Raw genomic sequence first — 23,074 nt, 5'->3', positions numbered from 1 at the left:
CCGGGTTTTACTCCGCCGTTGACAGCCGCTCACCTTCCTTGGCTCGCAGGGCCGGGCCAGGGACGCGGCCGTTGAACGTCCATGCCGGAAAGAGAACACCGGGGGCGATCTCGATCTCCCGGTCGATGGCAGTGACTTCGAATGTGCGCAGGGTTCGGCCATCGGGCAGAAGCTCGGTTGTTCCAGTATCCCAGTCCGTCAACATTGTCGAAGGATCGAAACCGTTCGCGTCGTGGTCGACGCGCCCGACCGTTGTCATGTTGCCATGCGCCATGCCGGACATCGGTGCTGCGTAGGGATCGGCCGACATCGCAGACATGTCGTGTCCAGCCATCGGGTCAGGTGCTGTTTGCGACCGTGCCGTGCCGACGGCAACGGCTGCGCCACCGGCGGCGGCCAAGCCCCCAACGAGCAAGGCGCGCCGTGACGGATCAACCGATGTGTTCTCGTCGGCAGGCATGGATGGGACTTCCCGAACTGGGCACCAAAGTCTTGGCGCGAAATGTTAGACAAGGCTAACAATCTGCCCGCAGGGTTTACCTGTCAACCCAGATCGTGCGAGACTGTGACCACGATGCACGATGATCCTCATGAAGTTCTCCATGCTGCCAGTGACGACCGCTCTCCCGACTTGCGCGCGGAGGCATTTCAGGGCGTGCGCGCAGCGCGGCGAAACGAGCTGGCAGAAGATTACGTGGAGCTGATTGCCGAACTGATCCACAGCCACGGCGAGGCGAGGCCGGTCGACATCGCTACCCGAATGGGTGTCACGGCGCCGACGGTGGCCAAGACGCTGGACCGTCTCGCCCGCGACGGCCTGATCACCCGGGCCAAGTATCGTTCAATCTTCCTGACGGAACAGGGCAGGGCGCTGGCCAAGGAATGTAGGCACCGGCACGAGATCGTGCTGCGGTTCCTGCTTAGCCTCGGGCTTGACGCCGAGACGGCGGAACGCGATGCCGAAGGCATCGAGCACCATGTCAGCGAACGGACACTGGCTCTGTTTTCGGCTTTCGCCAACCGGTCCTGACGGTCGTCAGCTATTCTCGACTGCGAACCGCACATCGGCCATCAAGCTATCGGCACTGAAATTCTCCAGCCGTTTGCCATTAAGGAAGAAGGTTGGCGTTTGGCGGATAGCCAAGGCTTCCACGTCGGCCGCATCCTGATTCAGGATACCAGTGATCCCCGGGAAGAACTGGTCCGTCTCGGCCTTTTCGGGATCAAGGCCCGCAGCCCCGGCAATCTCCCATGCCACATCCATCTCAGGCGAGCCATGAACAGCCCAGCCAGGCTGCTGCTCAAGAAGTGCATCGAGGACAGGCTCGAACTTGTCTTGCATCCGCGCAGCCTCGAGGATGCGCACAGCCTCGTCCGAGCCTTCGTGGAAAACGGTGTAGCGCAGCACGACGCGGACCTGCGTCGGAAACTGCCGCCGGATTTCCTGCACCACGGGGTGGTATGCACGGCAGGCCTCGCAAGAAGGGTCAAAGAACTCGACAAGAGTGAATGGTGCGTCGGCGGGGCCGAAGCTGGGGGAGTAGTCACGGACCAAGAGGGCCTGATCCTCGGTTGGCGTGGCGGCGGCCACCGCTTCTGCCTCGGCGTCGCGGCGCTGTTTCAGCACGAAGGCGCCACCCGCGAAGGCAGCAACACCAAGTGCGGAGGCTCCAAGGATAAGGGTGCGGCGGTTCATGGGCGGTGTCCTTTCGGCAGGATGAGACAGGCAAGGATCGCCGCGAAGGCGACCGCAGAAAGATAGGGGATCGGCAGGCCAAGGATCATCTGCGCCTCGCCGGTGCAGGATGGGCCATTTTCAGTGCAGGGCACGATCGGCGCGGGCAGGATCCCTGCGTACAGGCCCGAATGCCATGCCGCAAGTGCGAGCCCGGCGAGGGTCAACGGCAAGCCGTAGGTGCGCGCCATCGCGTCCCCCCGGCCAGAGCGACAGGCCAAGGATCGGCACCAAGGGGAACATGGCGATACGCTGATACCAGCAGAGCGTGCAGGGCATCTGACCCAGCACCTCTCCGATGAAGAGCGCACCAAGCGTGGCCGCCAGAGCGATCAGGAAGGCCGCAGTCAAGGAAAGGTCGTCGCGCGACATGGATTGCGGATCAGCTTTGGTCAAGAACCGGCTCCTTGCGGCGGCGAAGGGGAAGCGAGGCGAAAAGGATCAGGACCGCGCCCAAGGTGATGCAGATATCCGCAACGTTGAACGTGGGCCAGTGCCAGTCACGCCAATAGAAATCAAGGAAATCAGTCACGGCACCCTGCCGAAGCCGGTCGATGATGTTGCCAAGCGCCCCGCCCACGACCAATGCAAAGCCTGCCCTTTCCAAAGCATTTTGCGCCCGGAATGCCATGACGGCGAAGGCGAAGGTCAGCGCGCCCGTCAGCGCCGCCATCAGGAGGGGCTTACCTGCCATGAACCCGCCCATCATGCCAAAGCTCGCGCCCGTATTGAACCCGAGGGAAAGGTTGAAGCCCGGCAAGACCGGGACCGCAGTCCCCTGCGACAGCAGCGACAGCGCTGCGGTCTTGGTCAACTGGTCTCCCACCACTGCGGCAGCAATCAGAGAAATCAGCATCACCCTTGTCATTCTGCTGCCTTGCTCTTCCTGCCGATCCAGCGTGGGACCGACGCGGCGTAACGATCATAGTCCGGCCCGATTGCCATGCGCAGGGCGGCCTCTTCGGACCGCACTTGTGTGCTGGCCGACCAGAGAAACAGGACCGGGGCGAGTACTGTAGGGAGAGAGGGAACCGCCATCGCAACACCTGCCAGCAGTGCCGCTTGTCCCACAAAGGTCGGGTTGCGGCTGAACCGGTAAAGCCCGCCGGAGACCAGATCGCCGGTTTCGCCGCCGACCACGCCGACGCGCCAGGATGATCCCATCGACATCTGAGCGGCAAAGGCCACCATCGCGCCAAGCCCTGCGACAAAGACCCCGACCAAGCCTAGAAGGACAGCACGCCCCTCGGTCCAGAGCGGGTCAACCTTGTGGAGCGCGGGAACGGCGAGCCAGAGGAGCGGCCCGAAGAAGGCGAATGCAAAGGCCGCGCGGAAACCGATTGCCGCCAGCCGGTCGCGCCCGGTGGCACGGGCAAACAGCCAGACCGGACGCCCCGCCGCTTGTGCGGCCAGGGCGCTGCCCCAGAAGAACAGCGCCAGATAACCGAAAAGAAGGGCCAGCGCGGCCCAGCCAAAACCGGAGATCATCTGCTCAGCCCTCGCGTTCCGGGTTAAACCGCAGCAGACGCAGGGCGTTTAGCGTCACAAGCACGGTTGCACCCGTGTCGGCGAGGATCGCGATCCAGAGGCCGGTCAGACCAAAGACCGAGGTCACGAGGAAGACGGCTTTCAGCCCGAGCGCTATGGTCACATTCTGGCGGATGTTGGCCATTGCTGCGCGCGACAGACGGATCGTGGCGGGAATGTCGGTCACCCGGTCACGAAGAATGGCCGCATCGGCCGTTTCCAGCGCCACATCAGTGCCCGATCCCATCGCCACGCCAACGCTTGCCTGTTTGAGCGCGGGGGCGTCGTTGATGCCGTCGCCGATCATCATCACGCCACCTTTACTTCCGATCTCGCGGATGTAGGCAAGCTTGTCCTCCGGCATCATGTCTGCCTCGAACTTCAGGCCGAGGCCTCCGCCGATGGCAGCGGCCGTGCGCGGGTTGTCGCCGGTCAGGATGACCGCAGTCACCCCCATGGCCGTCAACTGGCGCACCGCGTCTTTCGCATCCGCACGCGGCTCGTCCCGCATGGCGATCAGTCCGAGCGGGGCCTTTTCGCGAAACACGGCGACCGCGGTCTTGCCGTCCTCCTCAAAAATCGTCGCCTGCCGAAGGCCAAGGCCATCCAGCCCGCCATGCTCCATCGCGTAGCGGGGCGAGGCCACATAGGCCGCAGCGCCGCCCACGGTTGCAACAACGCCCTTGCCCATCAGCGCCTTTGCGTCTTGCGAGGGCAGCGCAGAAACGCCAGCGTCCTTGGCCTTGTTCAGGATCGCAATCGCCAGCGGGTGGCTCGAGCCGGTCTCGACGCCTGCCGCCACGGCCAGAAGTTCAGCTTCGGTGGTCGTCCCGAACGGCACCAGATCCGTCACCTGCGGGCGACCATGCGTCAGCGTCCCGGTCTTGTCGAAGGTCACAACATCCACCTTCGCCGCCGCTTCGATCACGGCACCGCCCTTCATCAACAGCCCACGCCGCGCCCCGGTGGACATGGCCGAAGCGATGGAGGCGGGGACCGAGATGACCAGCGCACAAGGGCAGCCGATCAGCAGGAGGGCAAGGCCGCGGTAAACCCAAGTGTCCCAGGGCTGGCCGAAGACCAGCGGTGGCACCACGATGACCAGCGCCGCGACGGCGACGATGGCAGGCATGTACCAGCGGCTGAACCGGTCGATGAAGCGTTCGGTCGGGGCACGCGCCTCTTCGGCCTCTTCAACCAGACGGATGATGCGGGCGATGGTGTTGTCCTCGCGACCTTTGGTCACTTTGACCCGCAGGGCCGCCTCGGTGTTGATTGCGCCTGCAAAAACCGCGTCCCCGGGGCCGCGCGTCTTGGGCACGCTTTCCCCGGTGACCGGGCTTTCGTCCACGCCCGAAGTGCCATCCACGATCTCGCCATCGGCCGGAATCCGGTCACCGGGGCGGACAAGGACTGTCTGGCCCACAGACAGGCTTGCGGCTGGAACCTCGCGCGTGCTGTCACCTGTAACGAGTTGCGCCGTCTTCGGCACAAGATTGGCCAGCGCCCGGATCCCGTCTCGCGCCTTGCCGGCGGCCACGCCTTCCAACACCTCGCCCACGGCGAACAGAAACACCACCAGTGCCGCCTCTTCCGCTGCGTTGATGAACAGCGCGCCGACGGCGGCAATCGTCATCAGGCTTTCGATGGTGAAGGGCTGTCCCATCCGCAGCGCCGCAAAGGCGCGCTGCGCTACCGGGGCCACGCCGATCAAGCAAGCGGCAACGAAGGCCCACTTACCGATCTCGGGGGCAAGATACTCGATGACCCAGGCGGCACCCAGCAGCAGGGCGGTAAAGATGACCAGCTTGCCCTTGGCGGTCTGATACCAGCGCTTGCCCCGGTCGGCGGGGTCGTCATGAACGTGGCCGGGGCTGCCGTGACCGCTATCGTCGCGCTTGGTGCTGGCCGCCTTAGGGCCTTGGTCGTGACCAGAATGATCGTGGCCAGCGGGAGCGTGGGCGGAGTGATCATGATCTTGATGCATGTCGCTCTGCTCAGGTGCGGATTGAGCCCCCGGCAAAACGAAGTCCTTCTTCGCACCGGCGGCGCGCGGCGCAATCTCATAGCCAAGCGCACGGACGGTCTTCTCGATCTTGTCCCGCCCGGTTTGTCCCTCATCCAGCGTCAAGCGCAGGCGTTCCGACATGATGCCAACCTCGACGCCGCTTACCCCCGGCAGGCGCGTCACCGCATCCTTGATCTTGGTCGCGCAGGACCCGCAGTCCATGCCCGTCACCGTCCAGTCACAGGATGTTTCGCGTGCAGCTTCCGACATCGTCATTCCTCCTGCCGCTGAGCGGGCAGTTGCTTTCATCGAATCAGCAACCTAATGTCTCTAGCAACTATAGCTTCAAGGGGAATCTGATGCTGACTATCGGAAAGTTGGGCGAGGCCGCCGGGGTGAAGGTACCGACGATCCGCTATTACGAGCAGATCGGCCTGCTTCCCGAAGCCGAGCGCAGCGCGGGCAACCAGAGACTCTACAGCCGCAAAGCGATGGAGCGTCTGGCCTTCATCCGGCACGCCCGCGATCTGGGCTTCACGCTCGAAGCGATCCGCGACCTGCTGAGCCTGTCGGACCGACCGGATCAGTCCTGCGCTGCTGCCGATGCCATCGCGAAGGCTCAGCTGGCAGAGGTTGAAAGCCGCCTTGCGCGATTGACAGCGCTGAAGGCCGAACTTGAACGAATGGTCGTGCAATGTGCAGGCGGCAAGATCGCCGATTGCCGCGTTATCGAAGTTCTGGGCGACCATTCGCTTTGCGCGACCGATCATCGGCATCCGGAGATAGAGGCGACGCAATAACCGCACCCGCAACACTCGCCATTTAAGCCAGCACCGCCTTTTCCGAAAACGCCGCCCCGGGCCGCTCGAGCATCAACGGTACTCCGTTCAACCGGATGTGCGTTGCCGAATTTTTCTTCTCATGTCATGCATTCTGGATGTCGTGGATGGTCCGACCCTTTTTAGCAGTGCTTTTGGCTGTGTCCCTGTTCGCGGCCACAGTCAGTGAGGTATCGGCCGGACTTGCAGCGGAGATCGCGGCAGCAGCCGATCCGTGCTGCGAAGGCGATTGCCCTGATGACCAGGCATGCAGCGTCGCCTGCGAAATGATGGCGCGTGGCGGGATGACATTGCTCGCCCTGGTACAAGTCCCCGGGCTTTCTGTTACCGAGGAGGCATCTGCTGCAGTCCTGATGCTTCCTGACCTGCATCCACCATCCGGGCTTCCGCCGGATGGCTTGAGACGACCTCCCCGCATTTGACCCCGCCGCGTGCGTCAGCGCGCGGATGATGCCGTTTGCACCTGCGCCAATTGGCTTCGCGGGTGCGCTGTCGCTGCAATCAAAGGGTCTTCCTCATGACAAACATGTTCCGCCGCATTTGCGGCTCCGTTCTGGCACTTCTCATCGGCGTATCTGCCCTCTGGGCAGGTGCAGACGACTACCGTTTCGAGATCGTCTCGACCGACCATCGTGTCGGTTCTGGGGTAACGATTGAACTTCGTCTGACCGATCTTCGCACCGGCCAGCCGGTCGAGGGCGCGGTCATTTATGCCACGCGCATGGACATGGCCCCCGACGGGATGGAGGCGATGACCTCCGCTGTCACCGCATTGCCGGCCGAAGGCCCGGGCACTTACCTGTTCAGCACGGATCTCACCATGGCGGGGGGATGGCGGTTTTCGGTGGCGGCCAAGGTGCAGGGTGAACCGGAAACCGTGAAGGCAGAACTGGAATTGCGAGCCGAGCCATGAGCGCGGTTGGCAAGCTGACTGCCGCAGTCCTTGTTGCAGGCAGTGCCGGATGGATCGGGCTGACCGCAGGCGAAAAGGGAATCACCGTGGCCAGCCTGATAGGCATGGCTGAGATGCAGCTTGCCGTCTTGATGGGCAATGACGCAGTCGCCATGCCGGGTGCTGACGCCCCTGAAGCAGAGCCGACCGGCCCGGTGATCTACTGGAGGCACCCGGATGGGTTGCCCGAATGGTCGGTATCCGAGCGGCAAACGGCAGATGGGCGCGCCTTCCTGCCTGTTCTCGCCAGCGAGGATCTCTCGCTGGGCCCTGCGCCCGAGCCCAGTTCAGAAATGGCAATGGCTGAAACAGGTGAGCGGACCATCCTCTACTACCGCAACCCGATGGGCCTGCCAGACACCTCGCCAGTGCCGAAGCAGGACTCAATGGGGATGGATTACATCCCCGTCTATGACGGTGAAAACAGTGATGACGGCTCGGTCACTGTCAGCCCTGGCAAGTTGCAGCGCACCGGGGTGCGGACGGCCGAAGCAGTGTTGGCACCTCTGGCGGCCACATTACGGGCGCCGGGCATCGTGGAACTGGACGAACGCCGGATCAGCGTAATTTCGTTGCGCGCCGACGCCTTCATAGAAACCGTTGCCGATGTGACCACGGGCAGCACGATCGCCGAAGGCGCACCGCTCGTGACGCTTTATTCACCCGAGATCGCTGCCGCTCTTGCACAGTTCCTGACCGACGTGCGGTCGGAAGGGCGGTTGAGGGAGGGCGCGCGGCAACGATTGGAAAACCTCGGCGTGCCGGGAGAGGTGATCGACCGCATCGCGACCGAGGGCCAGACGACAGTGAGTATTCCGATCATGGCCCCGCGCAGCGGCGTGGTGCTGGAGCGGATGGCGGTCGAAGGCATGATGTCGGAAGCGGGCGATACCCTGTTCCGCATCGCTGACACCTCGACCGTCTGGGTCATCGCCGAAGTGCCTGAAGCGGCGCTGATGGAGATTGCAGTAGGAACAGAGGTTCGGGTGAGCTTTCGTGGCCTCACGGATGGCCCGATTCCGGGCCGTATCGACACCATTTACCCCGAGATCGATATGATGACCCGCACTGGAAAGCTGCGGATTGAATTGCCGAACCCGGACGGGCGCCTACGCGCCAACATGTTCGCCGAGGTCGAAATCATGCTCGGCGGTGCACCCGTGGTGCAGGTACCAGAGGGTGCTGTGATCGACACCGGCGACAGGCAGGTGGTGATCCTTGATCTGGGTGAAGGGCGGTTCCGGCCCGAACCTGTGACCGTGGGGCGCAAGGGCGACGGCATGATCGAGATCGTCAGCGGCGTGGGCGCGGGCGACATAGTGGTCAGCTCTGCCACCTTCTTGATCGACGCCGAAAGCAACCTCAATGCGGCTTTGGCTGCCCTTGCAGCGCCCGGATCCACCCCGGAGGCCAACCCATGATCGCCCGCATTATCGAATGGTCGGCCCGCAACGTGCTGCTTGTGCTCTTTGCCACCGTCTTTACCGTGGCTGCGGGCCTTTGGTCCCTGCGCACACTGCCGATCGACGCCATCCCCGATCTGTCGGATGTGCAGGTGATCGTGCTGACCGAATATCCTGGGCAAGCGCCGCAGGTGGTCGAAGATCAGGTGACCTATCCCCTCACTTCGGCCATGCTGACCGTGCCACAGTCACGCGTGGTGCGCGGGTTCTCGTTCTTCGGCATCTCTTTCGTCTACATCATCTTCGAAGATGGCGTGGACCCCTACTGGGCCCGCTCGCGCGTGCTGGAATACCTCAACGCCGCCGCAGCACGTTTGCCGGATGGAGTGACGCCCGCGCTTGGGCCAGATGCGACGGGCGTGGGCTGGGTCTATCAATACGCGCTGAAGGGCGAGAACCTGAGCCTGGCCGAGCTGCGGTCCTTGCAAGATTGGGTAATGCGTTTTGCCATCAGCGGTGCCGACGGCGTGTCGGAAGTCGCCAGCGTCGGCGGGTTTGTGAAACAATACTCGATCACCGTCGATCCGGTGCGGATGCGGGCGCTTGGCATCACCCTGTCCGAGATCGGTGAGGCAGTTGCGGCCAGCAACATGGACACCGGCGGGCGCACGGTCGAGCTGTCGGAATTCGAGTTCATGGTGCGCGGGCGCGGCTATCTGGACGGCATAGCCGATCTGGAAATGGTCCCGATCCGTGCTGAGGGGGGCGTGCCGGTTCTGCTGCGCGACGTAGCGCGGGTCGAGATCGTGCCCGATGAGCGTCGGGGCATCGCAGAGCTTGATGGCGAGGGAGAGGTCGCCAGCGGCATCGTGCTACAACGAGTGGGGGCCAATGCACTCGACGTGATCGATAACGCCAAGGTCGAGATCGAGACCATCGCGCGAAGCCTGCCCGAGGGGGTGGAGATCGTCACCGTCTATGACCGGTCCAACTTGATCCTGTCAGCCATTGAAACCTTGCGGACGACACTTCTTGAGGAAAGCATCGTCGTGGCGCTGGTCACATTTGTCTTCCTGCTGCATGTCCGCTCGTCGCTGGTCGCCATCATCATGCTGCCGGTGGGCCTCTTGATGGCCTTCACCGCCATGCGCGCGCTTGGCATCGGGGCCAATATCATGAGCCTTGGCGGCATCGCTATCGCCATTGGCGCGATGATCGACGCCGCCATCGTGATGATTGAAAACGCCCACAAGCATCTGGAACGGGCGGAACCCGGCAAGCCACGGGTGGAAGTGCTGATCGAAGCCGCGTCCGAGGTTGGCCCGGCGCTGTTCTTCAGCCTGCTGATTATCACCGTCTCCTTCCTGCCGATCTTCGCGCTGGAAGGGCAAGAGGGCCGCCTATTCGGCCCCTTGGCTGCAACCAAAACTTTCGCCATGGCGGCCGCAGCGCTCTTGTCAGTGACGCTGGTGCCCGCGCTGATGGTGATCTTCGTGCGCGGGCGGATCGTGCCGGAACACCGCAACCCGGTGAACCGCGCCCTGATCGCGATCTACCGACCCGTCATCCAATGGGTGCTGCGGGCGCGGGTGTTCACAATCACGCTCGCGCTGGTGGCACTGGTCGCCACAATCTGGCCCGCGCGGCAGTTGGGGTCCGAATTCATGCCCGCTCTGGACGAGGGCACGATGATGTACATGCCCACCACCCTGCCGGGCTTGTCCGTCACCAAAGCAGCGGAGTTGATTCAGATGCAGGACCGCATCATCCGCAGCTTCCCGGAAGTCGAGACCGTCTTCGGCAAGGCGGGACGTGCGCTGACGGCAACCGACCCGGCCCCTACCGAGATGTTCGAGACGATCATTCAGCTGAAGCCGAAGGATGAGTGGCGCGAGGGCGTCACGATGGAAAGTCTGCGGCTGGAAATGGACGCCGCCCTGCAATTCCCCGGCGTCTCGAACGCCTGGACCCAGCCGATCCGCGCCCGCATCGATATGCTGGCCACCGGCATCCGCACTCCTGTGGGGGTGAAAGTCTTCGGCACTGACCTTACAGAAATGGAGGCAGTCGCGCGGCAGGTCGAGGCGGTGCTGCGGAATGTTCCCGGCACCACCAGCGCCTATGCCGAACGGGTGATCGGCGGCTATTACCTCGACATCGTGCCCGACCGGGAACGGCTGGCGCGTTACGGCCTGTCGATCCAGGACGTGCAGGAGGTTATCGCCATGGCGCTTGGGGCCGAGGCGATCACTCAGACCGTCGAGGGACGCGAGCGCTACAACGTGGCACTGCGCTATCCCGCAGCGCTGCGCCAGGATCCCGAGGCCATCGCGCAAGAGGTTCAGGTCGCGCTTCCGGGTGGTGGCACTGTGCCCCTGGGCGAGGTCGCCGCTGTCGAGCGTACACGGGGTGCGACGTCGATCCGCACTGAGAACGGTCAGCTTGCCGTCTACATCTTCGTGGACATCGCGGGCCGCGATCTGGGCGGCTATGTCGCCGAGGCACAAGCGGCAGTGGCTGGCGAAGTGATCCTGCCGCCCGGCTATTCGCTGGGCTGGAGCGGTCAGTTCGAATACCTCGAACGTGCCAAGGCTCGGCTGGCAATCGTCGTGCCGATCACACTGGCGGTGATCTTCCTGTTGCTGTTTCTCAACTTCCGCCGCCTGACCGAAACCCTGATCGTGATGCTGTCCCTGCCCTTCGCGCTGGTTGGCGGCGTCTGGCTGATGTGGTGGATGGGCTTTAACACGTCGGTGGCTGTCGCGGTCGGGTTCATCGCGTTGGCCGGTGTCGCCGCAGAAACCGGGGTAATCATGCTGATCTACCTCGACCATGCATTGGCGGAACGCAGGGCCGAGGTCGCCCGCGCAGGACGCCCATTCACCCGCGCCGATCTGGATGCCGCGATCATGGTCGGCGCTGTCGAACGGGTGCGGCCCAAGATGATGACGGTGGTGGCGATCATGGCGGGCCTGATGCCGATCCTTTGGGCGCATGGCACCGGGTCTGAGGTTATGAGCCGTATCGCCGTGCCGATGATCGGTGGGATGGTGTCGTCCACCATCCTGACGTTGGTCGTGATTCCGGCTGTCTACGCACTGATCAAGGGGCGCGGGCTGGCGAAGGCAGGAGACCTTGCCAACGGTGGTGCCGTCGTGAAGCCAATGGGTCAATCCCTGGTTTGAAAGTGGTCGGAGAAACCCCGGCAGAAATGATTGGAGCAAGCATGTCCGAGGTCTCTCTTCCGCATCAAGCCATCTCATCGCGAGATTTCTCCTGCCAAAACGGCGCGTCCGTGCACGGCAAGGATTGCAGTGAACCTTGGACAGCCGAACTGTCGGACGACATCTAGGACACGAGCATCGTAGGCGGCTTGGCCAATCAGGCTGCACAAATCCGATGCGTGAAACTGTCGGTTGGCACTAGGAGCAGCCCGAATCTGCTGATGGAGCTCGAGCGTTTTCGGATCTTCTTTGGCCAGCAGCTCCGGCTCCGATGAAAACGTTGGAGCCCGGCTTGACGAACTGGTCCGCCAGCGCCGCATGAAGCCGAGCAAGTAGCCAGCCGGGACATGGGCATTGCCGCGCGACTGGTTGAAAGTCAGGAAACGTTCCCAGATGATCTGCGTATCGACGTTCCAGCAGGCAAGCGACACCTTCGCTGACTTGATCAATTCTGCCCAAGGCGTGTGGTAGACGCTGGCTACTGCGCCGATCTCGATCTTTCCTGCAAAGATAGTTTTGTTCTTAGAGTCTCCAGATAGTGATGTGTCGCCTGCAGATGACACGACATCTGGCGCTGTTCCAGTTGCGATATGCCCCCCGAACCGGAACAGCCAGGGCGCAAACTTGCCATTGGGCTTCCACCGGGCCAGCGCCAAGCCGGACGCCGCGAGCTCGACCAGGAGCGCCGTCAGATGCTGCCGGGAAACCCCCATCTTTTCGGCGAGGTGCGCCAGCGTGAACGCGGCCGTTCCGCGTTCAAGCCCGTTGTAGCCATCCTTCCAGGCGATGCCGTCGAGGATGATCGTCGCGAGCTTATGGGCCGCAGTGGAGAGTGGTGTTTCGGTGATGCGGCGCAGGATGGCGCCGGTCGTGAGTTCCATGATGTGTCGTTCCGTCTTGGGGCGACACCAGACCGTGAGCCGTGCAAAATTTCGTTCCGGCAAAGGCATTTGCCGGTTGAACGGACCCAAAGCTCGCGCTAGATTTCCATCACCACGAGGAAATCAGTGCGGCGTCGGGCCTATGGTCTGGCGTCGTTTCTGTTTCTGGGGATCCGGTCACTCGATCGTTTCGTGGGAGGGCGGTCGTTCATGTTCTCAGTAATGAACCTCTTCGTGTCCGTAGCTCCCTTCATAGTCGCGCCATTCGACGAAAACAGACCGGTGCCAATAGCTGCGACAGTCTGCCGGCACGGTGAGGTCTGAGGCGGTCGGCACCGCAGAAATGCTGCTCCGACGACGGCTGTAGTCGCCCTGAGCGCCATAGGTGCCCATGTACACGGCGCCCCAGCTGTTGCAGTCGCCGTCAGAGTTGCGTCTCTGCTGGTAGGTGATCTCGAACACGCGGATCGAGCGGACAAAGTCAAACGCCGGATCGGAGATATCGACATCTGCCCGATCCTGGACGAGCTGAGGTGCCCACGGCGTTTTCGGGACAGAGATGAGCGGGGCAGTCTCTCCGCGAACGGCGATGTCGAACAGGCGCTCGATCGGTTTGGCCTCGCCGCGGAAACTCGCCCGCATCGGGCAGTTCCAGATTTGCAGCGGTGGCTCGACCGGCCATGGCGTGATCCGGGCAATGAAGACGGTGCGGGCATGGGCGCATTCGGTCGAGGCTGGCCAGCCGCCTGCGAGGCAGAGAAGGATCGCGCAATCGACGGGGTAGGCTTGTGCCGGAGCCGCAACAGAAAGTGACATGGCGGTCGCTGCCAGGGCGGCCGCAGCTCGTAGTCTTGTCATGGGAGTTTCCTTGTGAAGATGCCGGGAGGGGAAGGGTAGGGGGACCTGATCTCACGCGGTCATCCGTCCGGGTCCTCGCCAAGAGCCTGGTAGTCGTGGATCGCGCGGTTGATCTCTTCGGACACCTGGGCTCGCGCGGCATCCAGACAGCGCAGATAGGTCTGCGCCTCATCGAAATAGGCCGTGAACTCCTGCCCGATCTCCACGCGATATTCCGCGCGCGTGGCAGCATCGGTCACCGGTGCAGGCGGGACCGGCGGCAAGCAGTCCAACGCCGTCGCACCTTGAGCGACGCCGCAGACAGGCATCGTGAACAGGGCGGCGGCGGCGAGGCAAGCGTGTCTGGAGCGGAGAAGGGGCATGCACGGTCCGCGGTTTCAAAACATGTGCATGAATTGCAAAACACCGCTATTGACGCAATAGGATTCTACCGCTAGGTGAGCGCCATGTTGTGCGACGACATGTTTCTCATCAGCGCAACATGCACTATGTTCTGCCGAAAGCGTGTTGCTTCGGAAGGTGCCAACCCATGAGGAACTTGACCCCGGTGATCTTGCAGGCCGGACTTAAGGAGGCCCTGACCGAAGGCGGCATCGTCGAAGCCCTCTGTGTCGAGGACGCAAAGAAGGTTCTCAATGTCTGGCAAGGCACCTGGCGCATCCAGTTGCGCCTTGGCGACCAGACGGCCCTTCTGGTGATCTCGCGCGGGCTCGAACCACGGGAGTTCAAGACCGTCACCGGTCTGATCTCTTTCGCGGTCGAGTTGGGTCTGACCACGGTCCCCGTTCCTTTGAAGAAGGGCGAGAAGGCGACCTGGACCCATGACGCAGCGGTGGAGCCCATTCCCTGATCTGACCCTCGGCGCAGGGCTGGCGCTTTGGCTCATTGCCGCACAAGGTGCCCTGGCCGAGGTCATTGATCTGGGGACAGGGGCAGAGGACTTGCGGGTTCGGGCCAGCGTTCTCGATCTTGGCAAAAAGCTTCCCAAACGCGGCGATCCGAACAACGCCGAGTTCACAGATGATGCTAAGACCGATGCAGCTGATGATGGTCTCGTTGTGCTCGCGTCCTATGGCACAACCCCGAAGGGCAGGGGTCCGCGTGGCACAGCCGAAATCGAGGATCTCGTACTCGACGTCGGCGACGACTACCTCCGCCATCCTGCGCTGAATGCGGCGGGGCTCTCCGGGACGGAATGGCTCGCACTCTTTCGGGCCAACATCGCCGTGGAATCTGCCTTCAATCCAGATGCGCGGTCGTCTGTCGGTGCCATCGGCTTGGGTCAGCTGATGCCAGGAACCGCCGATCTCCTCGGGGTCGATCCCCATGATCCGGAAGACAATCTGCACGGCTCAGCCCGCTATCTCCTCGCCCAGCTTGAAGACTTCGGCGCTGCAGATCTTGCTCTGGCCGCCTACAATGCCGGACCCGAAGCGGTCCGCGACTATGGCGGCATTCCCCCTTATGCCGAGACCGAGGGCCATGTGGCCAAGGTTTTGCGGCTGACCAACGCAACCCTCAGTTCGGAGTAACCCCCATGTTCCGCAATCTTTTTGGCGTGCGATTGCCGCGCCTGGCTTTGCACACCCTTTTGCTGGCGCTGCCCTTCGCGGCAATCCTCGCGGAGCCCGCTCTCGCGCAGAACCTCGACCCCTTGGAGAACATGCTGCAGGTCGTGGTGGACGGGCTGACCGGCCCGATCGGACGGCTGATCGCCATCCTCGCTGTCGTGGCGGCGGGCTACATGATGTTCACCGGCCGCCTGAACTGGCCCCTCTTCCTTGCGATCTTCTTCGGTGTGGTCCTCGTCTTCTCGGCCGCGACCATCATCGACGGCTTTGCGGCCCCCTAAGGCGGGATCGGCGACAGGCCGGGTGGCATCGCCCACTCGGCTTGGCCGCTCCCTCGGATGTTCCCCATGCATGACGCGCCCCTGTTTCTCGGCCTCACCCGGCCGCCGAAGATCTTCGGCCTTCCCATCGGCTACTTCGTGAGCCTGATGCTGGGCTCGGTCATCCCCTTCGTTGGGGCGAACGACTGGCGGTTTCTGCTGATCGGCGTCATCGGATATCCGGTCTTGTGGTTCGTCGCGGATCGCAACCCGAACCTCTTCGAGACCGTTGCGGTGGTCTTTTCCCGCACCCCGCGCACACGGGGCAAGTCGGCCTTTGGCGGAGATCGCCATGTCAGCTGACCTCAAATCCCTCTTCCCGGCCACCCCGGCGCTTCGATCTGTCTTGCGGCCTGAGGATCTCGCAGCCGAGACCTTCGCCCGGCACTTGCCCTGGCTGTCCGCACCTGCGGACAATCTGATCCTGACCCGGCAGGGTGACCTGATCGCCTCTGCCGTGGTCGAGGGGCAGGACAGTTTCACGACGGAAGAAGGGGACCTCTCACTCGCGACCACTTCGCTTGCGCGGCTGATCGGCCAGTTGGGCGAAGGCTTCGGGTTCCATGTCTCCAAGCTGACCCTGCCGGACGCACCCCAGCTGAAGCCCTTCGATGGTGAGGGCATCGGGGCCGAATTCGCGGCAATGGTCGATGCCCGATGGCAGGGACATCTTCGCGCCCGCACCCTGAAGCGGCGAGTGCTGGTGGTCTCGCTCATCCTTCGCCCCACAGTACTAAAACGTGTCCCTTTGATCGGCGCACTCTTCAAGGCAGCCTTCACAGGCGACCTCGGCCAGAGGATCGAGCGCCTGAATGAAGCGATGGGTCTTTTGGCCGGGGCCTGCCAGGGTCTGGGCTTCCGGCGGCTGACCGTTTCCTCCGGGGAATGGCTGGGTCTCCTTGGCGTCCTTCTTGGGCAGCCGATGGCCAAGGTGCTTCCGATGCGCGGCCAATTTCTTGCCGAGGCTGTCGCGTCATCGCAGATGATCTTTGCTGGCAAACGGGTGGAAATCGAAACCAGCGAAGGGATGCGTTTCGGGACGATTTTCGGCGTGAAATCCTATCCGGCCCGCACCTGGGCGCGGATGCTCGACGCGCTGGAACTGCCCTACGACATCGTCATCACCAACAGCTTCACCCCCGCGCGCAACAACGAAATCGAAGAGCGCATCAAGCGCACGGCACGCCAGATGCGTGCCTCTGAGGATGCCGCTGAAACCCTGCGTCAGGAACTGTATGAGGCCGCCGACAATGTCGCCTCGGGCCGACAAGTCTTCGGCAAACATCACCTGACGGTCATGGTCACGGCCGAGACCCCGGAACAGCTGGAGGAAGCCGCCTCCGAAGTCTGGCGCGCCGGACAGGATTGCGGGGCGACCCTCGTTCGTGAGAGTTTCGCCGCCCGCGCGGCCTGGTTCGCCCAGGCCCCGGGCAACTGGGCCTACCGCCCGCGCACCGCACTTCTGTCAGCCCAGAACTTCGCCCACCTCGCAGCGCTGCACCGGGTGACGGAAGGTCGCTCCAAGGCACAGTCGCCCTGGGGCGAGACGATCACGGCGCTGCCGACGGTGACCTCGAGCCTCTACCGCTTCAATTTCCACGATAAGGGCGAGCGCGGTGCCGAGCCGAGCGCCGGCCACACGCTGGTCTTGGGCCGCACCGGATCGGGCAAGACCCTTGGCACGGCCTTTCTGATGGCGCAGGCGCGGCGAGTGCATGCCCGCATCCTCGTCATCGACAAGGACCGGGGCCTCGAGATGGCCGTGCGCGCCTTGGGTGGCAGCTATTCTGCGATCCGGATCGGCGAGGCGACAGGCTTCAATCCGTTTCAGACCGAGGTCGACGAGCGCGGGGCGGCCTGGCTCACCGACTGGCTTGGTGACATCCTTGCAGGGTCGCGCCCCTTCGAGACCGCTCAAACCGTCAGCCTGAACGCCGCCGTCCGTCAGATCGTTTCGGCCGATCCGCGGCTCAGGACTTTCGACGGCCTCGCAACCCTCGTCGCCTCGACAGACGACGAGGGCGATCTGGTGGGAAGGGTCCGGGAATGGGGGCAGGGGGGTCGGCATGGCTGGCTCTTCGGGCCCGGGGCCACATCCCAGATCAGCCTGTCCGAAGATGTGGTCGGCATCGACATGTCGGAGATCCTCGATCTCGGGACCGAGCGCTCAGCGCTTCTGGCCTACCTCTTCCGGCGCATCGAACGGGTGATCGAGGATCGCCGTCCGACCCTCATCGTCATCGATGAAGCCTGGAAGATGCTCGACGATCCGATCTTCGAGAAGCGCCTGCACGATTGGCTCGTCACGATGCGGAAGAAGAATGCCGTGGTGATGATGCTGACCCAGACTCCGACCCATCTGACACGGGTCAAGGTCGGACAAATCATCGCGGAAAGCGTGGTGACGCAACTGCTCTACCCGAACCCGCGCGCAAACCCCGAGGATTACCGGATCCTGCGGCTGAACGAGAAAGAGGCCGAGTTCCTCTGCACGCCCACGGGCGGCCTGCGCCTCGCCCTCCTGCGCTCGGCCGGAGACTCGGTCTTCGTGAACATGGATCTCGCGGCCCTCGGACCCGCGCTCGCCGTGCTTGGCGGCGGCCGATCCGGTGAAGACCGCGCGCCCTATAGCTGGCGCGACAACCCCGACTTCTGGAAGGACATGACGTGACCAGACGCAACCGCTTGATCCCCGCTTCCCTTGTCGGGCTCACCCTCCTCTCCGCCTGCGCCGGTGTCGAGACGGGGGCCGTCTCCCCCTGCCACGGTCAGTTCCGGGCCGAGGGCAAATACTTCGCAGCGCACGAGCAAAGTGACGGCACGACGGTCGTCGTCTCGACGATGAACGCACCCGACACGACTTGCGCGAACTGAGACACCGCATGAGTCGCGCACCGCTCCTTCTCGGGCTTCTTCTCGGCACTGCGGTGCCTATGGGCCTCCTGGCCCAGGGCGTGCCGATCATCGATGGCTCGCGCTTGTCGAACTTCATCTCGCGTCTTGTCGAACAGGCTGAGGATGCGGTGAAGCAGGGGGAGAAACTCGCCACGCGCACGGAACTCAGCGAGATCGAAGACGACCAGCTGGCCGCCTATGAGCGTTTCCTCGCGGATACGACCGGCGTGACCGACCTCAGCGGCTTCGAGATGGGGACGGGAACCTTCCCTCCTGCCGACGAGGTATATCCCCTTGAGGAGACAAGCCCGGAAAGCCAGCGGCTCTTCGGGGAAGGTGAGACGGTTGAGGCGATGATCATCGCGACGGCGGCGCGCTATGAGACGCATCCCGGCGTCGTGAAGGTTGGGCTCACTCCGACGACCTGGCGCATTCTTTTCCAGTCGCTGGTGAAGCAGGAAAGCGGGTTTTCCAACGCGGCGATCAGCCCGGTCGGGGCCATGGGATTCTGCCAGTTGATGCCGGGCACTGCCGCCGATCTCGGCGTTGATCCGACCGACCCGCTGCAGAACCTCGATGGTGGCGCCCGCTATCTCGCGACCCAGCTCAACAGCTTCGGCCGGATCGACTTCGCGCTTGCGGCCTACAACGCAGGGCCCGGCAACGTCCAGAAATACGGTGGCATCCCTCCTTTCGAGGAAACCCAGAACTACGTCCGCCGGATCTCGGGCTACTATGACGCCTATCTTTCGGTGATCACCGGCGCGGACGTGACGGGCACGTTGGCGGGGGTGGAGGGTGCGAGTGCCGAATGGGGCAACATGTCCTCAGCCTTCATCGGCTATTCCGGCCAGCAGTCGGGGCAGATCGAGGCGGCCATGGCGCGGATCAAGGGGTTCCTTGAAGAGGCCAAGCCCCAGACCCCGAAAGAAGCGGTCGATCAGAACACCTACATGCTCGCCGAACGCGCGCGCCTTACGGCCCTGACGCTGCGGCTGCGCGCGGGTGCCGTCAAAGTCGAGGCGGCCCGTGGGCTCTCGGACGCCGCGCAATCCCTGCAATACACCACCTTCTGGGAGTACACTCCGTGAGACCTGCCGTCCTTCGAACGAGGGCGCGCCTCGCGCTCGCCGTCTGTGCATCGATCCTGGCATCACCTCTTCTGGCCCAAGGCGTGCCCGTCATCGACGGCACCAACCTTGCCAAGAACATCGAGCAGCTGCAGGCGGCACTTCGCGATGCCGAAAACCAGATCGCGCAGATCGAAGAATTGAAGAAGCAGGTCGAGACCGGTCTCGAGCAGCTGACCAACCTCGAAGGCATCCTCGGATCAATCTCGGGCCTGAACGAGATCGCAAGCCTCTACAATTCGGTGGAGGACCTGCGCTCGCGCGCGGCCAAAATCACTGACCTTTCCGGCTTCCAGGATGCGCTCACCATCGGGGATTTCGACGGGCTTTTTGAAAGCCTTCTCGATGGCGATGTGACCATGGGCGACAAGATGGCCGCCGAGTATATGCGCGACACGCTGGAAAGGGCCGGCCTGACCTCGGAAACCCTGGCCGGGTTGTCGTCATCGGAGAACCCGCAGGACAAGCTCATCGCGACGACCGCTGCTACGAGCGCCACGGCCATGGGCGTGGCGCAGCTTTCCTACGAGGAAGCTGCCCAAAGCCTCGCGCGGATCGACGGGCTCGTTGACGAGATCGCGAACCAGGAAACTCTCAAGGAAAGCATAGATCTCAACACCCGTATGGCCGCCGAGACCAACTACATGCTCGGCCAGATGTGGCGCCTGAACGCGGCTGCCGGGCTCGCTGCCGGGCAGACGGGTGTGAACTGGGCCGCAGAACAGGCCAAGGAAAAGAGCTTCTTCGACTATTCGGGGGCCGAATGATGCGGCGGGCGTCTCACCAGATCGCGGCGGTTGCTGTCCTCGTCTGCCTTGCCAACTTCGCCGCAGCGGAGGACCTCGCCTCATTGAGCGATGTCCAGCTGGCCGAAAGAACCCGGGAAGCGGTGGTGGCGCAGGATGCAGACGCCGCTCTGGACCTCCTGACCGAAATGCAGCGGCGCGGGACCGGGATCTTTGCCGCCGCAGACAGGCCTGCCTGCGAAGAGGTGATCGATCTGCCCGATGGGATCACCGATTGGAAGTTCCGCGCAGTGGCTCGGCAAGCCTATTTCCGCGTGGCCATGTCGCGGCGGCTTGAAGAAGGCTCCTGCGCTTGCCTCTTCGAGGGCTTCACCTTCGACGCCTTCGTCGCGGCCGAGTTGGGAAAGTCAGCATCGGAACTGACCGATGCTGACCGTCCAACGCTGGAAAGCATACGAGATCAAGATCGGCGCGCGACCGAAGCGCGATTTCGAGACCTCGAACAAAGCTGCCGGGCCAAGTGATCCATGGCAATCATTGCCGACATCCTGACCCAGGTCGATGCCGCCGCAACAGCGGTTGGCGCTACGGCATTTGATGCCGTGGCCGCCGAGATCGTGCCGGTCTTCCGGGTCGGGTCTGTTCTGGTGGTGGCGCTGGTCGGGATCAACCTGATGGCACAAGCCGTGCCAATGACACTTCGCAACGGGCTCGGTCTGATGGTGCGGATCGCAGTCGCGTCGGCCTTCTTGTCGTCCTGGACGAACTTCAATTCGGTCTACGGTGTCCTGACCAATGCCCCGAGTGAGATCGGGGCTGTCGTGATGAACGCGTTTGGAGATGGATCGGGCAATCTCTACGAGGGTTTGGATGCCCTCTACCTTCAAGCCCTCGATGTAGGTCAGGCGATCAGCCAGAATGGCAGCTACATCACTGGTGCCCTTGCGGGCCTCCTGATGTTCTTGGTCGCGGCCCTGATGGCGACGGTGTCGATCATCGTGATCTCGGCCGCGAAGATCATGATCGGCGTTCTCGTCATCTTCGCACCCGTCGCAATCGGCTGCACACTTTTCAAGGTCACCGCCCCGCTCTTTGACCGGTGGGTGAACCTTGCCCTCGGCTTTGCTCTTTATCCGATGCTGACGTCCGGCATGGCGGCCTTCACGATCTACATCGCGGAGGACCTCACCCCGGCCTCGCTCGCCTCGGTCGAAACCATCGGCGATGTCCTGAGCTTCGTGGTCGTCATGATGCTCGGAACTGGCCTCATGGCCATGGTGCCGACGATCGCGCAGTCGCTCGCGTCGACCGCGACCGGTCTTGGCAGCGTCGCAGCCTCGACCTTCCGTACCGCCGACAGCGTCAAGGGTTACGGACGCACCGGCATCGCGTCCGGGATCGGCGCAGGGCGGGGAGCGGCTGGATTGGATGCCGGCGGCCGCCGACCATCGGATGCACGTCTGAACGGCAATACCGCCGGACAGATCGGCAGGTCCGCCGTGCAGACGGCGATGCGGCTCGCCAGCCGGACATCGGACAAAAGCTGATGCCCCAGAATTCGAGAAGTGGAGGACCGCCCATGGAGGCGCATGGATTTGATGTCGATCTCGTGCTGGAGCCCCGCCTCTCGGCCCGGCGCGCCTGGATTGTCGCGAGTGCCGCGGGCGGGCTGAGCCTGATCCTTGCAACCGCACTGGTCCTCGTCCTGCCTTTGCGGGAAACCCAGGTCTTCACCGTCCTCGTCGATCGGCAGACGGGTGACGCCGAAAACATCCTGCAGGTCGCCCCGACCGGGATCGAGGACCAGGAAGCGCTGAAGCAAAGCCTCCTCGTGGCTTACGTCTCAGATCGCGAAGGCTATTTCCTCGCGGGCATTCAAGCCCGGCTTGAAAGTGTCCAGCGGCGCTCGACGGGGCGTGCCGAGGAAAGTCTGCGGCTTCTCTGGTCGAAGGGCGGCGGCAACACGGCCTATCCGCCCGATGTCTACGGCCCCGGTGCGGAAGTCACGGTGACCGTGCGCCGGATCACCTTCCTTTCGCCGAACGTCGCCCAGATCCGCTTCCTGAAAACCCTGCGCAAGACGAAACAGGAGCCGGTGACCCAGCCCTTCGTCGCGACGGTCGAGTTCGCCTTCGAGCCCAAGACCGAGCGCTCCCTCGCCCATGTCTGGGAAAACCCGCTCGGCTTCACCGTCTCGGCCTACCGCGTTGACGCCGAAACCCTGGAGACCAATCCATGACCCGTTCTCTTCTCCTCCCGGGACTTGCCTTCGCCTGCGCCCTCGGCTTTGGAGCCGTTGCCAGCGCCGAAGTCGCCCCCGCGTCGATGGGCGCGGATGCCCGTGTCCGGTCGGTCCTTTACAACCCCGTCGACGTCATCCGGCTCGACACGCATCTGCGCGTGAACACCGCCATCGAACTCGGTGCCGGCGAGCGGATCGATTCCGTCCTTCTCGGCGACAGCGAAGCCTTCGAGGTCGAGGTGCTCTCCAACCGGACCACGGTCTCCGTGAAACCCCTGATCGCCGGGGCGGAGACCAACATGACGATCTACACCGGGCGGCGCACGATCTCACTTTCGATCAGCGAGGGTCGGTCCCGCAATCCGACCTATCGGCTGGTCCTGCGCTATCCCGAGACCGGCACGGGCAGGACGGCCCGCAGTACCGTGGCCGCAGGGTCGCGCGACATCGGCTATGCCTGGTCGGGCGACGAGACCTTGAAACCCGTCCATATCTGGAATGATGGGCAAGCGACCTACTTTGCCTTCGCACCGGGTGTCCGACCCTCGATCTTCGGCGTCGATGCGACGGGCCGCGAAGTGACGCTGAACTCCGGCACGCGCGGCAGCATCGTCCGCGTCTCGGGCCTGCGCTCCGCCTATTCGATCCGGATCGGGACGCAGGTTCTGTGCATCGAGCGGGTAGATGGCGGCGTGACCACCGATCCGGCCCTGCTCGCCAAGCTTCAGGGTTGGGAGTTCTGA

25 protein-coding genes and 1 pseudogene are annotated in these 23,074 nt (G+C 63.5%); 17 read left to right on the top strand and 9 right to left on the bottom strand.

Features of this window, described 5'->3' with window-relative positions; all coding sequences use genetic code 11:
• Positions 1–7: 7 nt before the first annotated feature.
• Complete coding sequence (locus FE811_RS12295) at positions 8–460, bottom strand: hypothetical protein (protein WP_255469727.1); 453 nt, start codon at positions 458–460, stop codon at positions 8–10.
• A gap of 114 nt (positions 461–574) precedes the next feature.
• Between FE811_RS12295 and mntR the strand changes: the two genes are divergently transcribed.
• A complete protein-coding gene (mntR, locus tag FE811_RS12290; protein ID WP_126976356.1) occupies positions 575–1,030 on the top strand; it encodes a manganese-binding transcriptional regulator MntR in 456 nt (151 codons plus the stop codon).
• Between the two features lie 6 nt (positions 1,031–1,036).
• On the opposite strand, the gene FE811_RS12285 is transcribed toward mntR, so the two are convergent.
• The 5 genes and pseudogenes from FE811_RS12285 to FE811_RS12265 all read right to left on the bottom strand — a co-directional run bounded on the left by FE811_RS12285 (position 1,037) and on the right by FE811_RS12265 (position 5,540).
• Positions 1,037–1,696 (bottom strand): thioredoxin domain-containing protein, encoded by a 660-nt coding sequence (locus FE811_RS12285; protein ID WP_126976257.1) that lies wholly within the window; start codon positions 1,694–1,696, stop codon positions 1,037–1,039.
• Positions 1,693–2,107, bottom strand: a pseudogene (locus FE811_RS12280) (disulfide bond formation protein B). Before FE811_RS12280 ends, FE811_RS12285 begins: the two are co-directional and overlap by 4 nt.
• Before the next feature lie 10 nt (positions 2,108–2,117).
• Positions 2,118–2,591, bottom strand: a complete 474-nt coding sequence (lspA, locus tag FE811_RS12275; RefSeq protein ID WP_255469726.1) for a signal peptidase II — start codon at positions 2,589–2,591, stop codon at positions 2,118–2,120.
• An 8-nt stretch (positions 2,592–2,599) separates the two neighbouring features.
• On the bottom strand, positions 2,600–3,223 hold the full coding sequence (locus tag FE811_RS12270) for an isoprenylcysteine carboxylmethyltransferase family protein (RefSeq protein ID WP_126976259.1): 624 nt from the start codon (positions 3,221–3,223) through the stop codon (positions 2,600–2,602).
• Positions 3,224–3,227: 4 nt separating this feature from the next.
• Positions 3,228–5,540 (bottom strand): heavy metal translocating P-type ATPase, encoded by a 2,313-nt coding sequence (locus FE811_RS12265; protein ID WP_370362677.1) that lies wholly within the window; start codon positions 5,538–5,540, stop codon positions 3,228–3,230.
• 89 nt (positions 5,541–5,629) lie between these two features.
• Here FE811_RS12265 and FE811_RS12260 point away from each other — a divergent pair, with 89 nt between their 5' ends.
• From FE811_RS12260 to FE811_RS12245, 4 genes are all read left to right on the top strand, one after another.
• Positions 5,630–6,070: a helix-turn-helix domain-containing protein gene (locus tag FE811_RS12260; RefSeq protein ID WP_126976261.1), complete on the top strand. Its 441-nt coding sequence runs from the start codon at positions 5,630–5,632 to the stop codon at positions 6,068–6,070.
• Between the two features lie 556 nt (positions 6,071–6,626).
• Complete coding sequence (locus FE811_RS12255; protein ID WP_126976262.1) at positions 6,627–7,022, top strand: FixH family protein; 396 nt, start codon at positions 6,627–6,629, stop codon at positions 7,020–7,022.
• Positions 7,019–8,482 carry an efflux RND transporter periplasmic adaptor subunit gene (locus FE811_RS12250; RefSeq protein WP_108437568.1) on the top strand — a complete coding sequence of 488 codons (1,464 nt, stop codon included), beginning with the start codon at positions 7,019–7,021 and terminating at the stop codon, positions 8,480–8,482. The genes FE811_RS12255 and FE811_RS12250 overlap by 4 nt, the downstream gene beginning before the upstream one ends.
• Complete coding sequence (locus tag FE811_RS12245; protein ID WP_126976263.1) at positions 8,479–11,649, top strand: efflux RND transporter permease subunit; 3,171 nt, start codon at positions 8,479–8,481, stop codon at positions 11,647–11,649. The genes FE811_RS12250 and FE811_RS12245 overlap by 4 nt, the downstream gene beginning before the upstream one ends.
• Before the next feature lie 74 nt (positions 11,650–11,723).
• On the opposite strand, the gene FE811_RS12240 is transcribed toward FE811_RS12245, so the two are convergent.
• The 3 genes from FE811_RS12240 to FE811_RS12230 form a co-directional block, all read right to left on the bottom strand.
• Complete coding sequence (locus FE811_RS12240; protein ID WP_126976264.1) at positions 11,724–12,569, bottom strand: hypothetical protein; 846 nt, start codon at positions 12,567–12,569, stop codon at positions 11,724–11,726.
• Between the two features lie 216 nt (positions 12,570–12,785).
• Positions 12,786–13,427 carry a hypothetical protein gene (locus tag FE811_RS12235; RefSeq protein WP_164517409.1) on the bottom strand — a complete coding sequence of 214 codons (642 nt, stop codon included), beginning with the start codon at positions 13,425–13,427 and terminating at the stop codon, positions 12,786–12,788.
• Between the two features lie 59 nt (positions 13,428–13,486).
• Positions 13,487–13,789, bottom strand: a complete 303-nt coding sequence (locus tag FE811_RS12230; RefSeq protein WP_125327829.1) for a hypothetical protein — start codon at positions 13,787–13,789, stop codon at positions 13,487–13,489.
• A 167-nt stretch (positions 13,790–13,956) separates the two neighbouring features.
• On the opposite strand from FE811_RS12230, the gene FE811_RS12225 reads away from it, so the two are divergent.
• The 12 genes from FE811_RS12225 to FE811_RS12170 all read left to right on the top strand — a co-directional run bounded on the left by FE811_RS12225 (position 13,957) and on the right by FE811_RS12170 (position 23,074).
• Positions 13,957–14,277: a hypothetical protein gene (locus tag FE811_RS12225; RefSeq protein WP_125327830.1), complete on the top strand. Its 321-nt coding sequence runs from the start codon at positions 13,957–13,959 to the stop codon at positions 14,275–14,277.
• Positions 14,249–14,959: a lytic transglycosylase domain-containing protein gene (locus tag FE811_RS12220; RefSeq protein WP_125327831.1), complete on the top strand. Its 711-nt coding sequence runs from the start codon at positions 14,249–14,251 to the stop codon at positions 14,957–14,959. Before FE811_RS12225 ends, FE811_RS12220 begins: the two co-directional genes overlap by 29 nt.
• A 5-nt stretch (positions 14,960–14,964) precedes the next feature.
• Positions 14,965–15,279: a TrbC/VirB2 family protein gene (locus FE811_RS12215; protein WP_125327832.1), complete on the top strand. Its 315-nt coding sequence runs from the start codon at positions 14,965–14,967 to the stop codon at positions 15,277–15,279.
• A 66-nt stretch (positions 15,280–15,345) separates the two neighbouring features.
• A complete protein-coding gene (locus FE811_RS12210) occupies positions 15,346–15,621 on the top strand; it encodes a type IV secretion system protein VirB3 (protein ID WP_125327833.1) in 276 nt (91 codons plus the stop codon).
• Positions 15,611–17,989, top strand: a complete 2,379-nt coding sequence (locus FE811_RS12205) for a type IV secretion system protein B4 (RefSeq protein WP_126976266.1) — start codon at positions 15,611–15,613, stop codon at positions 17,987–17,989. The genes FE811_RS12210 and FE811_RS12205 overlap by 11 nt, the downstream gene beginning before the upstream one ends.
• Positions 17,986–18,192: a hypothetical protein gene (locus FE811_RS12200; RefSeq protein ID WP_126976267.1), complete on the top strand. Its 207-nt coding sequence runs from the start codon at positions 17,986–17,988 to the stop codon at positions 18,190–18,192. The genes FE811_RS12205 and FE811_RS12200 overlap by 4 nt, the downstream gene beginning before the upstream one ends.
• A gap of 8 nt (positions 18,193–18,200) precedes the next feature.
• Positions 18,201–19,304 carry a lytic transglycosylase domain-containing protein gene (locus tag FE811_RS12195; protein WP_125327836.1) on the top strand — a complete coding sequence of 368 codons (1,104 nt, stop codon included), beginning with the start codon at positions 18,201–18,203 and terminating at the stop codon, positions 19,302–19,304.
• Complete coding sequence (locus FE811_RS12190) at positions 19,301–20,110, top strand: type IV secretion system protein (RefSeq protein ID WP_164738207.1); 810 nt, start codon at positions 19,301–19,303, stop codon at positions 20,108–20,110. Before FE811_RS12195 ends, FE811_RS12190 begins: the two co-directional genes overlap by 4 nt.
• The gene (locus FE811_RS12185) at positions 20,107–20,613 is read left to right on the top strand and encodes a hypothetical protein (RefSeq protein ID WP_126976269.1); all 507 of its coding nucleotides are present in this window, start codon (positions 20,107–20,109) and stop codon (positions 20,611–20,613) included. Before FE811_RS12190 ends, FE811_RS12185 begins: the two co-directional genes overlap by 4 nt.
• 3 nt (positions 20,614–20,616) lie before the next feature.
• Positions 20,617–21,636 (top strand): type IV secretion system protein, encoded by a 1,020-nt coding sequence (locus tag FE811_RS12180; protein ID WP_126976270.1) that lies wholly within the window; start codon positions 20,617–20,619, stop codon positions 21,634–21,636.
• A gap of 32 nt (positions 21,637–21,668) precedes the next feature.
• A complete protein-coding gene (locus FE811_RS12175) occupies positions 21,669–22,328 on the top strand; it encodes a virB8 family protein (RefSeq protein ID WP_164738208.1) in 660 nt (219 codons plus the stop codon).
• Positions 22,325–23,074, top strand: a complete 750-nt coding sequence (locus FE811_RS12170; RefSeq protein WP_126976272.1) for a TrbG/VirB9 family P-type conjugative transfer protein — start codon at positions 22,325–22,327, stop codon at positions 23,072–23,074. Before FE811_RS12175 ends, FE811_RS12170 begins: the two co-directional genes overlap by 4 nt.

This window comes from Paracoccus sp. FO-3 (assembly GCF_006386455.1).
Classification (GTDB): Bacteria; Pseudomonadota; Alphaproteobacteria; order Rhodobacterales; family Rhodobacteraceae; genus Paracoccus; species Paracoccus versutus.
This window is presented reverse-complemented; position numbering and strand designations above follow the sequence as displayed.

Excerpts from the sequence above, each read along its gene's own strand:
- FE811_RS12240 (WP_126976264.1), bottom strand. The coding sequence starts at position 12,569 with ATGGAACTCACGACCGGCGCCATCCTGCGCCGCATCACCGAAACACCA.
- FE811_RS12210 (WP_125327833.1), top strand. The coding sequence starts at position 15,346 with ATGCATGACGCGCCCCTGTTTCTCGGCCTCACCCGGCCGCCGAAGATC.
- FE811_RS12270 (WP_126976259.1), bottom strand. The coding sequence starts at position 3,223 with ATGATCTCCGGTTTTGGCTGGGCCGCGCTGGCCCTTCTTTTCGGTTAT.
- FE811_RS12230 (WP_125327829.1), bottom strand. The coding sequence starts at position 13,789 with ATGCCCCTTCTCCGCTCCAGACACGCTTGCCTCGCCGCCGCCGCCCTG.
- FE811_RS12175 (WP_164738208.1), top strand. The coding sequence starts at position 21,669 with ATGGAGGCGCATGGATTTGATGTCGATCTCGTGCTGGAGCCCCGCCTC.
- FE811_RS12260 (WP_126976261.1), top strand. The coding sequence starts at position 5,630 with ATGCTGACTATCGGAAAGTTGGGCGAGGCCGCCGGGGTGAAGGTACCG.
- FE811_RS12295 (WP_255469727.1), bottom strand. The coding sequence starts at position 460 with ATGCCTGCCGACGAGAACACATCGGTTGATCCGTCACGGCGCGCCTTG.
- FE811_RS12265 (WP_370362677.1), bottom strand. The coding sequence starts at position 5,540 with ATGTCGGAAGCTGCACGCGAAACATCCTGTGACTGGACGGTGACGGGC.
- FE811_RS12180 (WP_126976270.1), top strand. The coding sequence starts at position 20,617 with ATGGCAATCATTGCCGACATCCTGACCCAGGTCGATGCCGCCGCAACA.
- FE811_RS12255 (WP_126976262.1), top strand. The coding sequence starts at position 6,627 with ATGACAAACATGTTCCGCCGCATTTGCGGCTCCGTTCTGGCACTTCTC.
- FE811_RS12220 (WP_125327831.1), top strand. The coding sequence starts at position 14,249 with ATGACGCAGCGGTGGAGCCCATTCCCTGATCTGACCCTCGGCGCAGGG.
- FE811_RS12245 (WP_126976263.1), top strand. The coding sequence starts at position 8,479 with ATGATCGCCCGCATTATCGAATGGTCGGCCCGCAACGTGCTGCTTGTG.
- FE811_RS12185 (WP_126976269.1), top strand. The coding sequence starts at position 20,107 with ATGATGCGGCGGGCGTCTCACCAGATCGCGGCGGTTGCTGTCCTCGTC.
- FE811_RS12205 (WP_126976266.1), top strand. The coding sequence starts at position 15,611 with ATGTCAGCTGACCTCAAATCCCTCTTCCCGGCCACCCCGGCGCTTCGA.
- FE811_RS12250 (WP_108437568.1), top strand. The coding sequence starts at position 7,019 with ATGAGCGCGGTTGGCAAGCTGACTGCCGCAGTCCTTGTTGCAGGCAGT.
- FE811_RS12170 (WP_126976272.1), top strand. The coding sequence starts at position 22,325 with ATGACCCGTTCTCTTCTCCTCCCGGGACTTGCCTTCGCCTGCGCCCTC.
- FE811_RS12225 (WP_125327830.1), top strand. The coding sequence starts at position 13,957 with ATGAGGAACTTGACCCCGGTGATCTTGCAGGCCGGACTTAAGGAGGCC.
- FE811_RS12285 (WP_126976257.1), bottom strand. The coding sequence starts at position 1,696 with ATGAACCGCCGCACCCTTATCCTTGGAGCCTCCGCACTTGGTGTTGCT.
- lspA (WP_255469726.1), bottom strand. The coding sequence starts at position 2,591 with ATGCTGATTTCTCTGATTGCTGCCGCAGTGGTGGGAGACCAGTTGACC.
- FE811_RS12235 (WP_164517409.1), bottom strand. The coding sequence starts at position 13,427 with ATGACAAGACTACGAGCTGCGGCCGCCCTGGCAGCGACCGCCATGTCA.
- mntR (WP_126976356.1), top strand. The coding sequence starts at position 575 with ATGCACGATGATCCTCATGAAGTTCTCCATGCTGCCAGTGACGACCGC.
- FE811_RS12215 (WP_125327832.1), top strand. The coding sequence starts at position 14,965 with ATGTTCCGCAATCTTTTTGGCGTGCGATTGCCGCGCCTGGCTTTGCAC.
- FE811_RS12195 (WP_125327836.1), top strand. The coding sequence starts at position 18,201 with ATGAGTCGCGCACCGCTCCTTCTCGGGCTTCTTCTCGGCACTGCGGTG.